At 59.5% G+C, this 13401-nt stretch carries 16 protein-coding genes; 1 reads left to right on the top strand and 15 read right to left on the bottom strand.

Annotated elements, in window-relative coordinates; genetic code table 11:
- Window positions 1–79: 79 nt before the first annotated feature.
- The 10 genes from sucD to sdhC form a co-directional block, all read right to left on the bottom strand.
- Window positions 80–982 carry a succinate--CoA ligase subunit alpha gene (gene sucD, locus ACQZ48_RS14280; protein ID WP_003492390.1) on the bottom strand — a complete coding sequence of 301 codons (903 nt, stop codon included), beginning with the start codon at window positions 980–982 and terminating at the stop codon, window positions 80–82.
- A 17-nt stretch (window positions 983–999) separates the two neighbouring features.
- Complete coding sequence (gene sucC / locus ACQZ48_RS14275; RefSeq protein WP_004443803.1) at window positions 1000–2193, bottom strand: ADP-forming succinate--CoA ligase subunit beta; 1194 nt, start codon at window positions 2191–2193, stop codon at window positions 1000–1002.
- 33 nt (window positions 2194–2226) lie between these two features.
- Window positions 2227–3189, bottom strand: a complete 963-nt coding sequence (gene mdh / locus ACQZ48_RS14270) for a malate dehydrogenase (protein ID WP_003523512.1) — start codon at window positions 3187–3189, stop codon at window positions 2227–2229.
- Window positions 3190–3367: 178 nt separating this feature from the next.
- Window positions 3368–4531 (bottom strand): cell division protein ZapE, encoded by a 1164-nt coding sequence (zapE, locus tag ACQZ48_RS14265; RefSeq protein WP_142912976.1) that lies wholly within the window; start codon window positions 4529–4531, stop codon window positions 3368–3370.
- 92 nt (window positions 4532–4623) lie between these two features.
- Complete coding sequence (locus ACQZ48_RS14260; protein WP_077985509.1) at window positions 4624–5166, bottom strand: protease inhibitor Inh/omp19 family protein; 543 nt, start codon at window positions 5164–5166, stop codon at window positions 4624–4626.
- A 205-nt stretch (window positions 5167–5371) separates the two neighbouring features.
- On the bottom strand, window positions 5372–6151 hold the full coding sequence (locus ACQZ48_RS14255) for a succinate dehydrogenase iron-sulfur subunit (protein ID WP_149147125.1): 780 nt from the start codon (window positions 6149–6151) through the stop codon (window positions 5372–5374).
- A gap of 9 nt (window positions 6152–6160) precedes the next feature.
- Window positions 6161–6496 (bottom strand): succinate dehydrogenase, encoded by a 336-nt coding sequence (locus ACQZ48_RS14250; protein ID WP_077985508.1) that lies wholly within the window; start codon window positions 6494–6496, stop codon window positions 6161–6163.
- 2 nt (window positions 6497–6498) lie between these two features.
- Window positions 6499–8340 carry a succinate dehydrogenase flavoprotein subunit gene (sdhA, locus tag ACQZ48_RS14245; protein ID WP_448728916.1) on the bottom strand — a complete coding sequence of 614 codons (1842 nt, stop codon included), beginning with the start codon at window positions 8338–8340 and terminating at the stop codon, window positions 6499–6501.
- Between the two features lie 7 nt (window positions 8341–8347).
- A complete protein-coding gene (sdhD, locus tag ACQZ48_RS14240; protein WP_077985506.1) occupies window positions 8348–8728 on the bottom strand; it encodes a succinate dehydrogenase, hydrophobic membrane anchor protein in 381 nt (126 codons plus the stop codon).
- A gap of 11 nt (window positions 8729–8739) precedes the next feature.
- Window positions 8740–9132, bottom strand: coding sequence for a succinate dehydrogenase, cytochrome b556 subunit (gene sdhC / locus ACQZ48_RS14235; RefSeq protein WP_077985505.1), 393 nt, complete (start codon window positions 9130–9132; stop codon window positions 8740–8742).
- A 306-nt stretch (window positions 9133–9438) separates the two neighbouring features.
- Here sdhC and ACQZ48_RS14230 point away from each other — a divergent pair, with 306 nt between their 5' ends.
- The gene (locus ACQZ48_RS14230) at window positions 9439–9807 is read left to right on the top strand and encodes a hypothetical protein (RefSeq protein WP_448728921.1); all 369 of its coding nucleotides are present in this window, start codon (window positions 9439–9441) and stop codon (window positions 9805–9807) included.
- Here ACQZ48_RS14230 and ACQZ48_RS14225 read toward each other — a convergent pair whose 3' ends face one another.
- The 5 genes from ACQZ48_RS14225 to tsaD all read right to left on the bottom strand — a co-directional run bounded on the left by ACQZ48_RS14225 (window position 9808) and on the right by tsaD (window position 13370).
- Window positions 9808–10452 (bottom strand): class I SAM-dependent methyltransferase, encoded by a 645-nt coding sequence (locus tag ACQZ48_RS14225; protein ID WP_448728915.1) that lies wholly within the window; start codon window positions 10450–10452, stop codon window positions 9808–9810.
- Window positions 10453–10459: 7 nt separating this feature from the next.
- Entirely contained in the window at window positions 10460–10903 is a 444-nt protein-coding gene (locus ACQZ48_RS14220) for an EVE domain-containing protein (protein ID WP_003492407.1), read from the bottom strand.
- 6 nt (window positions 10904–10909) lie between these two features.
- Window positions 10910–11203 (bottom strand): YciI-like protein, encoded by a 294-nt coding sequence (locus ACQZ48_RS14215; RefSeq protein ID WP_448728914.1) that lies wholly within the window; start codon window positions 11201–11203, stop codon window positions 10910–10912.
- A gap of 86 nt (window positions 11204–11289) precedes the next feature.
- Window positions 11290–12273, bottom strand: a complete 984-nt coding sequence (locus tag ACQZ48_RS14210) for an NAD(P)H-dependent glycerol-3-phosphate dehydrogenase (protein ID WP_077985502.1) — start codon at window positions 12271–12273, stop codon at window positions 11290–11292.
- Complete coding sequence (gene tsaD, locus ACQZ48_RS14205) at window positions 12273–13370, bottom strand: tRNA (adenosine(37)-N6)-threonylcarbamoyltransferase complex transferase subunit TsaD (RefSeq protein WP_448728913.1); 1098 nt, start codon at window positions 13368–13370, stop codon at window positions 12273–12275. Before tsaD ends, ACQZ48_RS14210 begins: the two co-directional genes overlap by 1 nt.
- Window positions 13371–13401 lie beyond the last annotated feature (31 nt).

Raw genomic sequence — 13401 nt, 5'->3', positions numbered from 1 at the left:
ATGCCGTCTGTCTGTCGTTCTTGCGGCATCGGGCAGCGCGAGCTTTAGGCCGCGCCGCCCGTCACCGTTTCATGTGGTCTCAGCCCTTGAGGACTTCAACCAGCGTCTTGCCGAGGCGCGCCGGGGAAGGCGAAACCTTGATGCCGGCCGCTTCCATGGCTGCGATCTTGGATTCCGCATCGCCCTTGCCGCCGGAAACGACAGCGCCGGCGTGGCCCATGGTGCGGCCCTTCGGAGCCGTGCGGCCCGCGATGAAGCCGGCCATCGGCTTCTTGCGGCCCTTCTTGGCTTCGTCGATCAGGAACTGCGCTGCATCTTCTTCAGCCGAACCACCGATTTCGCCAATCATGATGATCGACTGCGTGGCGTCGTCAGCGAGGAACATTTCCAGGACGTCGATGAACTCGGTGCCCTTGACCGGGTCGCCGCCGATGCCGACAGCCGTCGTCTGGCCGAGGCCTTCGTTCGATGTCTGGAACACGGCTTCATAGGTGAGCGTGCCGGATCGCGAAACGATACCGACCGAACCCTTGCGGAAGATGGAGCCCGGCATGATGCCGATCTTGCATTCTTCCGGCGTCAGGATGCCGGGGCAGTTCGGGCCGAGCAGGCGGGACTTCGAACGGTCGAGGCGAGCCTTGACGCGAACCATGTCCATGACCGGGATGCCCTCGGTGATGCAGGTGATGAACGGAATTTCCGCATCGATGGCTTCGATGATCGCGTCTGCTGCGCCTGCCGGCGGAACATAGATCACGGACGCGTCTGCACCGGTCTTTTCCTTGGCTTCGGCAACCGTTGCGAAGATCGGCAGGCTTTCGCCCTTGGAACCGGTCCAGGTTTCGCCACCCTTCTTCGGATGGATACCGCCGACCATCTGCGTGCCGTAATAGGCAAGCGCCTGTTCGGTGTGGAAGGTGCCGGTCTTGCCGGTCAGACCCTGAACGAGGATCTTGGTGTCTTTATTAACGAGAATAGACATTATTTCCGGTCCCTCAATTAGCCGTTGATCGCCGCGACGATCTTCTTGGCTGCGTCGTCCAGATCGTCAGCAGCCGTAATCGCAAGGCCCGATTCGTTCAGAAGCTTCTTGCCGAGTTCGACGTTGGTGCCTTCGAGGCGAACAACGAGCGGAACCTGCAAACCGACTTCCTTCACCGCGGCGATGACGCCTTCGGCGATAACGTCGCACTTCATGATGCCGCCGAAGATGTTGACGAGGATACCCTCGACCTTCGGGTCGGCAGTGATGATCTTGAAGGCTGCCGCAACCTTCTCCTTGCCGGCGCCACCGCCGACGTCGCAGAAGTTTGCCGGCTCCTTGCCGTAAAGCTTGATGATGTCCATCGTCGCCATGGCGAGACCGGCACCGTTGACCATGCAGCCGATGTTGCCGTCGAGCGCGACGTAAGCGAGGTCCCACTTGGAGGCTTCGATTTCCTTGGCGTCTTCTTCGGTCTCGTCGCGCAGCGCCTTGACGTCGTCATGGCGGAACATGGCGTTGCCATCGAAGGAAACCTTGGCGTCGAGAACGCGCAGATGGCCATTTTCCATGACGATCAGCGGGTTGATCTCGAGAAGAGCCATGTCCTTCTCGCTGAAGGCCTTGTAGAGGATCGGGAAGAGCGACTTGGCGTCTTCGGCAGCAACGCCGTCGAGCTCAAGCGCCTTGGAGATCGCAGCAACGTCGGCATCGGAAACGCCCTTTTCAGGGTTGATGGCGATGGTGTGGATTTTCTCAGGTGTGTCGTGAGCGACAGCTTCGATGTCCATGCCGCCTTCAGTGGAAACCACGAAAGCAACCTGGCCGACCGAACGGTCTACCAGCAGCGAGCAGTAGAGTTCGCGCGCGATATCGGCGCCGTCTTCGATATAGAGCCGGTTAACCTGCTTGCCGGCATCGCCCGTCTGCGCCGTTACCAGCGTGTTGCCGAGCATGTCCTTGGCGTGGGAAACGACTTCTTCGATGGACTTCGCCAGACGAACGCCGCCCTTGGCGTCCGGGCCGAGTTCCTTGAACTTGCCCTTACCGCGTCCGCCAGCATGGATCTGGCTCTTGACGACGTAAAGCGGGCCGGGAAGCTGCTTTGCGGCAGCTTCTGCTTCTTCGACCTTGAGAATGGCCACGCCTTCAGCAACCGGCGCGCCGTAGCCCTTCAGAAGAGCCTTGGCCTGATATTCGTGAATATTCATGGAATAATCCCTGTTTGGAGCCGCTTGAGGCTATTACTTCAGCGACGGAGCGATGTTGACGCAGGCTTCGCAAAGCCCGGCGACGGCACCGACGGATTTCTGGAAGGCGGCTTCTTCTTCCTTGTTGAGTTCGATCTCGATGATGCGCTCGATACCGCCTGCACCGATGATGGTGGGAACGCCGACATACATGTCGTCTACGCCATACTGACCCGAGAGATGGGCAGCGGCGGGCAGGACGCGCTTCTTGTCCTTGAGGTAGGATTCAGCCATTTCGATTGCAGATGCAGCCGGCGCGTAATAGGCCGAGCCGGTCTTCAAGAGGCCGACGATTTCCGCACCGCCGTCACGGGTGCGCTGAATGATCTGCTCGAGACGCTCGGCCGTCAGCCAGCCCATCTTGACGAGGTCGGTCAGCGGAACGCCAGCAACGGTGGAGTAACGGGCGAGCGGCACCATGGTGTCGCCGTGACCGCCGAGAACGAAAGCGGTAACGTCTTCAACCGAAACGTTGAACTCTTCAGCGAGGAAGAGGCGGAAACGCGCGCTGTCGAGAACGCCGGCCATGCCGACGACCTTGTTCTTCGGCAGGCCGGAGAACTTCTGCAGCGCCCAGACCATGGCGTCGAGCGGGTTGGTGATGCAGATGACGAAAGCGTTCGGCGCGTACTTCTTGATGCCGGCGCCGACCTGTTCCATGACCTTGAGGTTGATGCCGAGAAGATCGTCGCGGCTCATGCCCGGCTTGCGGGCAACACCTGCGGTGACGATGCAGACGTCAGCGCCTTCGATGGCGGCGTAATCGGAAGCACCGGTGAGCTTTGCATTGAAGCCTTCAACCGGGCCGGACTGGGCAATATCCAGACCCTTGCCCTGCGGGATACCGTCGGCAATATCGAAGAGGACGATATCGCCCAGTTCCTTCAGGCTGGCCAGATGCGCCAGCGTGCCGCCGATCATGCCAGAACCAATAAGTGCAATTTTTTTGCGAGCCATCGAATGCTTCCTCTTGAGCTTCAATTCAATTTCACCGCGCCAAACCGGCAGCCAAATTGTCGCACTTCGATTAGCCCCATTGGCTAAAATTGGCAACAGATTCTTTCGTGATCAGTATTTTCAATCGTTTAGATCATTATTTTCTTACGTAAACGTAAGAAAATACGTCACGAAAGTGTCAAAGTTTCTGCCGTTTCTCGAGATGAAGTGCCAGATAATCGGCGCTGCGCATCTCAAACAGACGCGAGGCGGTACGATCGAACTCGAAACCTTCCGTCCCCTTGCGTTTGCCGAGCAGGTCCTCCGGCATGGCGGCAGCGGAGGCAAAAAGCCTGACGCTGTGATCGTAAAGTGCGTCGATGAGGATGATGAAACGCTTGGTCTCGTTGCGCTTGTCCGCGTTCAAGAACGGGATATGGTCGATGAAGACCGTATCGAAACGATTGGCGATAGCCAGGAAGTCCGAAGCCCCAAGCGGTTTTTCGCAGAGATCGGAAAAGGAAAACCGGGCGACCCTGCCGCTGGCGCGCGGCACCAGAATGGAACGCCCCTTCATCGGTATCTCGGTCGGCGCAACAAGATGGCCGCCAGTCATATGCCGCCAGGCCATGTCCATCGCCTGATCCGCCGAACCGTCGAGCGGGGTGACATAGACCGGAAGGCTTTCCAGCTTCTCCATCCGGTAGTCGGTGGGGCTGTCCAGCGTCACCACCTCAACATATTTCTTCAGCAAGTCGACGAAAGGCAGGAACAGGCCGCGATTGAGCCCGTCTTTGTAAAGATTGTCGGGGACGACGTTGGAGGTGGTCACCAACGTGCAGCCATTGGCGAAGAGCTCGCTGAACAGCCGGGCGAGGATCATTGCATCGGCAATATCCGTGACGGTGAACTCGTCGAAGCAGAGGAGCTCCGCTTCCGCCAGAAGTTGGGCCGCGACAGGTGGAATGGGGTCTGCCTGTTTGGTTTCGCCATTTTTCAACTTCTGCCGGTGCGCATGCACACGATTATGCACATCCGCCATGAATTCATGAAAATGGCAACGCCGCTTGGAAGAAACGGGCGCCATCTCGTAGAACATGTCCATCAGCATCGTCTTGCCGCGACCGACGCTGCCATAGACATAGAGACCCTTGACGGCTGCCGCAGGTCCGGACTTGCGCGCGAACATCCAGCCAAGCGCACTTTTTTTTCTGGCGGGCTTGCGCGCTTTCAGATCGGCAAGGATGCGGTCGAGATGGGCCGCCACGCCAAGCTGGGCGGCGTCGGCCTGCAAAGTGCCAGCTACCGTCAATGCGTTGAGCTGTTCAACGACACTATGGTTATAGTCAGGCAATGGCTTCATGAAAAAGCGCCCCGGACGCGGGCGCAAATCCGCACCCGCGACGAATGGAATGGCTTAGAGCGAAGAAGGCAATCCGGCTGCACCGGAAATGCTCATCGGCTGAGGCTGAGCGGCTGGCCGCTATTGGTCGTGCCGTCAAAGCGAGCATCGGCGCTTTTGTAGACACGGCCGATCGTATTGCCGGCGCGGTCCTTGAAGAGGACCATCTTGCCGGAGACTTCCCAGGAACCCATTGCCGTCAGCTCGCCCGCACAACCGCGCGTGCCGCCACGGGAGCCGGCGCCGAGATTGGTGAGTGTCAGGAACATGTCGCAATTGGCACCGCCGTTGGAAACGCGCCAGTTGCCGACCATGGATTCCTTGGTAACGTCGAGGGCCGTTGCCGGGGGCGCTGCAGAAGCGACATTCACGCCGCCAGGTGCTGCGGATGCCGGAGCCGAAGGGAACTGGCTGCCCGAAGCGCCGCCAGGCGGAGGCAGGGCGCCGGACTGAACGGAAGGAACCGGCTGCGCCTGCAAAGGCGGCGTATAACCGGGATTGTTGCTGGCATTGTTGTTGTAATCGTAGGAGGTACGTTGGCAACCGGCAAGGCCCATCACAACGGCAAGGCCCGTCACCACATATCTGAATTGCATATCAAGCTCCCGATTCTCTCGCTTCCGGAAAGACAGTGATCAAACAAGAAGGCTGAATTATTACCAAAGCCTTATCTTGCGCAAGCGATGGCCGGGATAATTACCATTTCGGTCGATTTTTACCGAATTTTCCCGTGCCGGGTTGTAAAAAGGGCCACGGTCGAGACCGTGGCCCGATAGGGTTTCCGTCGTCAGCGAATCGCCTTCAAACGCGGCGCTCGACCATCATCTTCTTGATTTCCGCAATCGCCTTGGCCGGGTTCAAGCCCTTGGGGCAAGCCTGCGCGCAGTTCATAATGGTGTGGCAGCGGTAAAGGCGGAACGGATCCTCGAGATTGTCGAGACGCTCGCCAGTTGCCTCGTCGCGGCTGTCGATCAGCCAGCGATAGGCCTGCAGCAGAACGGCCGGACCGAGATAACGGTCGCCATTCCACCAGTAGCTGGGACAGGAGGTGGAGCAGCAGGCGCAGAGAATGCACTCATAAAGACCGTCCAGCTTCAGGCGATCCTCATGGCTCTGCTTCCACTCCTTGGCGGGTGTCGGCGAGACTGTCTTCAGCCAGGGCTCGATGGAGCGGTGCTGCGCATAAAAGTTCGAGAGATCGGGAACCAGGTCCTTCACCACGGGCATATGCGGCAGCGGATAGACCTTCACCGTCCCGTTGATCTCGTCCATGCCCTTGGTACAGGCGAGCGTATTGGTGCCGTCGATGTTCATCGCGCAGGAACCGCAAATACCTTCGCGGCAGGAGCGACGTAACGTCAGCGTCGGATCGATATTGTTCTTGATGTAGAGAAGCGCATCGAGAACCATCGGTCCGCAATCATCGACGTCGATATAGAAAGTGTCGATGCGCGGGTTCTGGCCATCATCCGGGTTCCAGCGATAGACGCGGTATTCGCGCACATTCTTGGCACCATCCGGCTTCGGCCAGACCTTGCCTTCGCTGATCTGGGAATTCTTGGGGAGAGCGAGTTCAACCATGATAAAATCCTAGTATGCCGACAGGAATTCGGACTTCACATAACCCTTGCAACCACCGAACAGCGCGTCGCTGGCTCGCACATAAGCGACCGAGCCTTCGCGCTTTATGACCTCGGCTTTTGTCCCAGGTCTGGCGACGCATTCCAAATTCTGCGCCGTAACCGGATTACCGACCGAGATACGGGCATTCATCGCTGCTTTGGCGGTTTTCCATACGCCGACGTCGTTGAAAACCGCAGCAGTATTTCCACCGGGAGCACGCAACTTGTAGCGCTCGGCAGCTACCGCAGGAGCGGCAGCCACTAGAGCACCAATCAGAACAAGAAGACTGATGCGCTTTCCCATGATCAATATACTCGCGCCTTCGGCTCGATCTTTTTCGGATCGATGCCGTCGGCGATGAGGTCGGTGTGAACCGGGCGATAGTCGAGTTTGACGTCCCCTTCGGGGCTGACCCAGGCGAGCGTATGCTTGCGCCAGTTCACGTCGTCGCGACCGCCGAACGGACCATCAACGAAATCCTCGCGGGCGTGGCTGCCGCGGCTTTCCTTACGCGCTTCCGCGCCGTAGACCGTGGTGATCGCGTTGGCCATGAGGTTGTGCAGCTCGAGTGTCTCGACCAGATCGGAGTTCCAGACCATCGAACGGTCGGTCACCTTGACGTCCGGCAGCTCCTTCCAGATGGCCGACAGGCGCTGGCAACCGCTTTCCAGCGATTCCTGCGTGCGGAACACGGCCGCATCGTCCTGCATGGCGCGCTGCATCTTGTCGCGCAGCACCGCCGTCGGCGTCGAGCCATTGGCGTAACGCAGGCTGTCGAAGCGTTCCATGATCTTGTCGCAGGCCGCTGTGTCGAGAGCCGGAACCGGCCCATCGCGATCGATGACCTGGGCGGCGCGAATAGCGGCAGCACGACCGAAGACCACGAGGTCGATCAGCGAGTTGGAGCCGAGGCGGTTCGCGCCGTGAACCGAGGCGCAACCAGCTTCGCCCACAGCCATCAGGCCGGGTGCGATGCGTTCCGGGTTGCTGGCATCGGCATTCAGCACTTCACCCCAATAGTTGGTCGGAATGCCGCCCATATTGTAGTGAACCGTCGGCAGAACCGGGATAGGCTCGCGAGTAACGTCAACGCCGGCAAAGATCTTGGCGCTTTCGGAAATGCCCGGAAGACGCTCGTGCAGGATCGCCGGATCGAGGTGATCGAGATGCAGGAAGATGTGATCCTTGTTCTTGCCGACGCCGCGACCTTCACGGATTTCCATGGTCATGCAGCGGGAGACAACGTCACGCGAGGCAAGGTCCTTCGCCGAAGGCGCATAACGCTCCATGAAGCGCTCGCCTTCGGAATTGACGAGATAACCGCCTTCACCGCGCGCACCTTCCGTGATCAGGCAGCCTGCGCCGTAAATACCGGTCGGATGGAACTGCACGAATTCCATGTCCTGGAGAGGCAGGCCCGCACGGGCGATCATGCCGCCGCCGTCGCCGGTGCAGGTGTGGGCAGAGGTCGCCGAGAAATAGGCGCGACCGTAACCGCCGGTCGCCAGCACCACCATCTTGGCGGAGAAGCGATGGATCGTACCGTCATCAAGGTTCCAGGCAACGACGCCGGTGCAACGGCCGTCTGCCGACATGATGAGGTCGAGCGCGAAATATTCGATGAAGAATTCCGCATTGTTGCGCAGCGACTGGCCATAAAGCGTGTGCAGAATGGCGTGGCCGGTACGGTCGGCGGCGGCACAGGTGCGCTGCACCGGCGGGCCTTCGCCGTAATTCTGCATGTGACCGCCGAACGGACGCTGGTAGATCTTGCCTTCTTCGTTACGCGAGAAAGGCACGCCGTAATGCTCAAGCTCATAGACCGCCTTCGGCGCTTCCATGGCGAGATACTGCATCGCGTCGACATCGCCCAGCCAGTCGGAGCCCTTCACGGTATCGTAAAGGTGCCACTGCCAACAGTCGGGCGTCATGTTGGTGAGCGATGCGGCGATGCCGCCCTGCGCTGCGACGGTATGGGAGCGCGTTGGAAAAACCTTGGTGATGCAGGCGGTCTTGAAACCCTGCTCGGCCATGCCGAGCGTGGCGCGCAGACCGGCGCCGCCGGCGCCCACCACGATCACGTCATAGGAGTGATCGATATAGGTATAGGCCTTGCCATTCTGGGAAGGTGAACTGATCGAAGCCATGGCGAACTTATCCTACGAATGCGATTTTCAGGATGGCGAAGATCGAAAGGCCACCGATGAGGATCGCGAAAAATGTATTCAGCATCAGAAGAACGAGCTTCGAAACTTCGGCGTGAACGTAGTCTTCGATGATGACTTGCATGCCGAGCTTCATGTGGATGAGGCCGGAGACCAGCACCAGAGCCATGATGACCGCAACGAGCGGGTTCGACAGCGCGGCGGCGACTTCCGGATAGGGCGCGCCGGCATATTTGATCAGGAAGATCACGAAGAAGATCAGCAGCGGAACGTTGGCGACCGCAGTGACGCGCTGGCGCAAGAAATGGTCCGTACCTTCCTTGGCAGAGCCGAGACCGCGAACCTTTCCGAGAGGTGTACGCATATCCATGAAAAATCTCCTCAGCGCACGATCAGGGCAATGACCCAGATCAGCGCGGTCAGACAGATCGACACGACCCACGAGGCCTTTGCCAGCTTGGTGGTAAAGTGCTTTTCAAAGCCATGACCCAGATCCCACATGAAGTGGCGAAGACCACCCAGCATGTGGTGAACCAGAGCCCAGGTGTAACCGATCAGGATGAGCCTGCCGATGATGGTGCCCATCGCCCAGTTGACCCAGTCGTAATAGGCAGGACCCGAGGCAAGCGCGATCAGCCACCAGGCAACCAGAAGCGTTCCGAAATAAAGCGCGCCGCCGGTGATGCGGTGCACGATGGATGCAACCATCGTCGGAATCGGCTTGTAAATTTGAAGATGCGGCGACAGAGGCCGGTTATTAGTCGCATTCGCCATCAGAACCTCGCGGCGTTTTCCCGTGCGCCCATCAGATAAGGACGCCCCCAAGCAACAGCACATGACGAAAGAATGTGCATTGCACCAACCGCGACGTTTAATCACATGGCAGCGTCACCACAAGCACATTTCACGGCCGATTCGAATTTAATCGATTGGTTCACGATTTTTTTTTAGAATTTTTTTGCGTCAAAATAAAAAATCGAGCGTTTCCAAGATTTACGCCCTCGAAATATTTACCTTTACGTAATTCAGAAAAGGTGTAATTTACGATTGGTTAACCTCAAAAACCGGAGCATGAGGCTCATGTTACAGCGTCGAATCGCCGCCCTGACCATGACGGTCGCTGGCGCAATTTTCGCCTCCGTGCCACCGGCGGCGGCAGAGGATTTTTATGGCCGCCACCAATATCGGCATCATCAATCCGATGTAAGCTTCTCCACCGATGGGTTGCCATCAACCCTTCCCGGCGGCACCTATGTCGGCGGCATAGCAGCCCTGCGGGTGCGCGGGAACGGCAACTATTTCGCGATCAACAGCGGATTTTCACGAAGAGATGCAGCCGATAAAACGGGCATGCAACTGGCCCCCAGGGCGACAATCATCTCTGTCCATGCCGAAAACGCCGACGATGCCTGCGCGTATGAGCATGGCGTCTGCATCATCAGGCCCTGATCAGATAAAACGCCACACAGTGGTCTTCTTCACTTCGCTGTCTTCCAGCGCCCGCGTCACCGGCACCTGATAGGTCGCCTCGGCGCGAAGGCGCTCTTTGGGCAGATAGGCCCGCCCCGGATCGCCGACGAGGACGCTCACACCCTTCGCCGTCAGCGCCAGAAACCACGGCACGAGAAGATCGGCAAAGTCGCGGTCGTAGAACACATCGCCCGCCAACAGGACATCGGCCTCGACCGGCTTGCCGACTAGGTCTAACCCCGTAAAGCCGATATCCACGCCATTGAGTGCAGCATTCAACCGAATGGCCGTTTCTGTCCACGGATCGATATCGGCTGCCAGAACCTTGGCTGCGCCGGCCTTCGCCGCCGCGATGGCAACCAGCCCGGAGCCACTGGCGAAATCCAGCACATACTTGCCGCAAACACTCTCATGATGATCGAGAACATAACGAGCAAGCCCCTGCCCGCCAGCCCAGGCGAAGGCCCAAAACGGTGGCGGCAAGCCGATCTCTTGCAGCTCTTCCTCCGTCTTCAGCCACAGCTCATGAGCCTCCGTGGCAAGATGAAGACGCAATTCCGGCACATGCGGCGGATGCATAATGCCGGTATTGTCAAGAATGAAGCGTTCGGGATCAGTCCTCACCGAAACATCAGTCCGGTGACTTAGGCGGATTGGCAAGGCCGCCCATACGGCAGACCTCGAGATACTCCTCCTCCGTCACCGGCTGCACGGAAAGCCGCATGGAGGTGACGAGAGACATCTTTTCCAGCTTCGGGTTTGCCTTCACATCCTTCAGCGAAACCGGTTGCGGCATATCGCAGACGGCACGGATATCGACGCAATCCCACTTCAGATCTCCTTCCGCAGTCGAATCCGGATGCGACAATGCACAGACTTCGACAATGCCGACGACATCCAGCCCCTCATTGGAGTGGTAGAAGAAACCCTTGTCGCCAATCTTCATGGCGCGCATATTGTTGCGCGCCTGATAATTGCGCACGCCGGTCCATTCTTCACCGGCCTCACCCTTGGCCTTCTGCATTTCCCAGGACCATTTGAACGGCTCGGACTTGTAAAGCCAATAATTCGCCATATCCGATCACGCCCCCGGATTGTTGAAGACCCAGTTATAGGGCTTCACATCGACACTTTCGAACAGGCCGGCCTTGGCATAGGGATCGGCGTCGGCAAGGGCCTTGGCCGCATCGATATCGGCAGCTTCCACGATCACGAGGCTGCCATTCGGCTTGCCTTGGGCATCCAGAAACGGACCGGCGATCTTCAGCGTGCCTTCTGCATTGAGTTTGTTCAGATGTTCCAGATGGGCCGGGCGCGTTTCCATGCGCACGTTAAGGTGGCCCGGCTTGTCCTTGCAGATAAAGGCAAACAGCATTGTCGTCTCCTTGCTGGAGCATGTCCCCCGAAGCGTCAGCGGTTTCGGGATCAGGACATGCGTAAAACATCATTTGACCGCCCACCTCACTCGGTGGTGATCGGCCGTGTCATCAATTGTTGCATGGCGCTCGCCACATCCAGATTGCCGTCAATGATAGCGGCCACCGCTTCGGTAACCGGCATGTCGACAGCGTGACTTTCCCCGAGCCGGGCGGCGACGGCAGCAGCGAAGGCGCCTTCCACCAGCCCGCCGGACATGTCCTTACCCTCACCCCGGCCAAGCGCGATACCAAAACGCAGGTTGCGCGACTGGTGGCTGGTGGCGGTCAGCACCAGATCGCCGAGGCCCGAGAGACCGCGCACCGTGTCCGCCTTGCCGCCCATGGCGACGATGAGCCGCGACATTTCGGCAAGCCCACGCGAGATCAGCGCCGCGCGGGCGGAATCACCAAGGCCAGCGCCTTCAACAATGCCGGCGGCGATGGCGAGAACATTCTTCAGCGCCCCGCCCAGCTGCACGCCGATGCGGTCGGTCGAGGCATAAAGCCGGAAGGTCCTGCCGGAAATCGTGGTCGCAAGCCGCTCGGCAACCTCCGGGTCTTCCGCCGCAATCGCCATGGCCGTCGGCAAGCCGCGCGCAATATCCGCCGCGAATCCCGGACCGGAGAGAACCGCAATCGGATGATGCGGCAATTCCGCTTCCAGAAGTTCCGTCAGCAGTCGGCCGGAGCTGCGGTCGATGCCCTTGGCGCAGGTGACGACGATAGAGTCATTAGCCAGATAAGGACCGTAATGACGGGCCGCATCCGCATGAGCCTGTGAGGGCATGGCGAAGAGCACGATATTGGCGCCAGCCAGCACATCCGGCTCGGCCGAAAATTCAAGCGCGTCCGGCAGATCGACACCCGGCAGGGCCGCCTCGTGAACACGATCAACCTCCAGATCGGCCATCAGCGATGGATCACGGCCGAGCAAGGTGACGTCATGCCGGTTTTCCAACGCAATGACGACGGCAAGCGCTGTTCCGAAGGCGCCGGCGCCGATAACGACGATTTTTTCCCGCTGCATCAGGCCTTGGCTCCCCTTTTACCGAAACCGATCAGTGTCTCCGCGTTGCCGTCCAGCGGCCAGCGCGAGCGCGGCGGGATTTCGAGCGGATCGGGGTCACGGCCATCCGCCATGCGCTCCAGTCCCGCCCAGGCGATCATCGCCGCATTATCCGTGCAAAGCCGGTGCGGCGGCGCAACGAAACGGAAGCCATTGATATCGCAAAGCGACTGCAGCGTCTGGCGGATTTCCTGATTGGCCGCAACGCCGCCGGCGACGACCAGCGCAGGTGTCGTCTCCGGCTGCGGAAACTCCTGGCTGAAACGGGCAAGGCCACGGCCGATACGGTCCTTCAGGGTGCGCGACACCGCTTTCTGGAAGGAGGCGCAGATATCGGCAATATCCTGCTTCGAAAGCGGCGCGATGGCGGTCGCGGCCTGCCGCACCGCTGTCTTCAAGCCCGAGAAGGAAAAATCGAGCCGTGTCTCTCCCACCATCGGGCGCGGAAGCGGAAAACGGTCCGGGTCACCCTTTGCCGCCGCTTTCTCTACGGCAGGCCCGCCAGGATAGGGCAGGCCCAGAAGTTTCGCGGTCTTGTCGAAGGCTTCCCCCAAAGCGTCATCAATGGTGGTTCCCCAGCGCTCGTAGTCATCCACGCCGCGCACCAGCACCAGCTGGGTGTGGCCGCCGGACACCAGCAACATCAGATACGGGAACGACAGACCATCGGTCAGCCGCGCCGTCAGCGCGTGGCCTTCCAGATGATTGATGGCGTAAAGCGGTTTGCCGGCCGCCTTGGCGATAGCCTTGCCGGTCATCAGCCCCACCAGCAGGCCACCGATGAGGCCGGGGCCGGATGTGGCGGCAATGGCGTCGACATCGGCAAGAGTGACGCCCGCCTGCTCCAGCGCCTCTTCCACCAGCGTATCCAGCGCTTCGACATGGGCGCGGGCGGCAATTTCAGGCACCACACCGCCATAAGCGCTGTGTTCCTCCAGCTGCGACAAAACGACGTCGGAGACGATCTCACCACGCCCGTCCGCATGCCGAACCACAATGGATGCAGCGGTTTCGTCACAGCTTGTCTCTATGCCAAGAATACGAAGAAAGGGGGCCATCAAATCTGTTCGTTCATTGCGATCATGCGCT

Source organism: Agrobacterium sp. 22-209-1, assembly GCF_053522485.1.
Note: the sequence above shows the minus strand (reverse complement) of the source record. Positions and strands in the feature narration are given on the sequence as shown.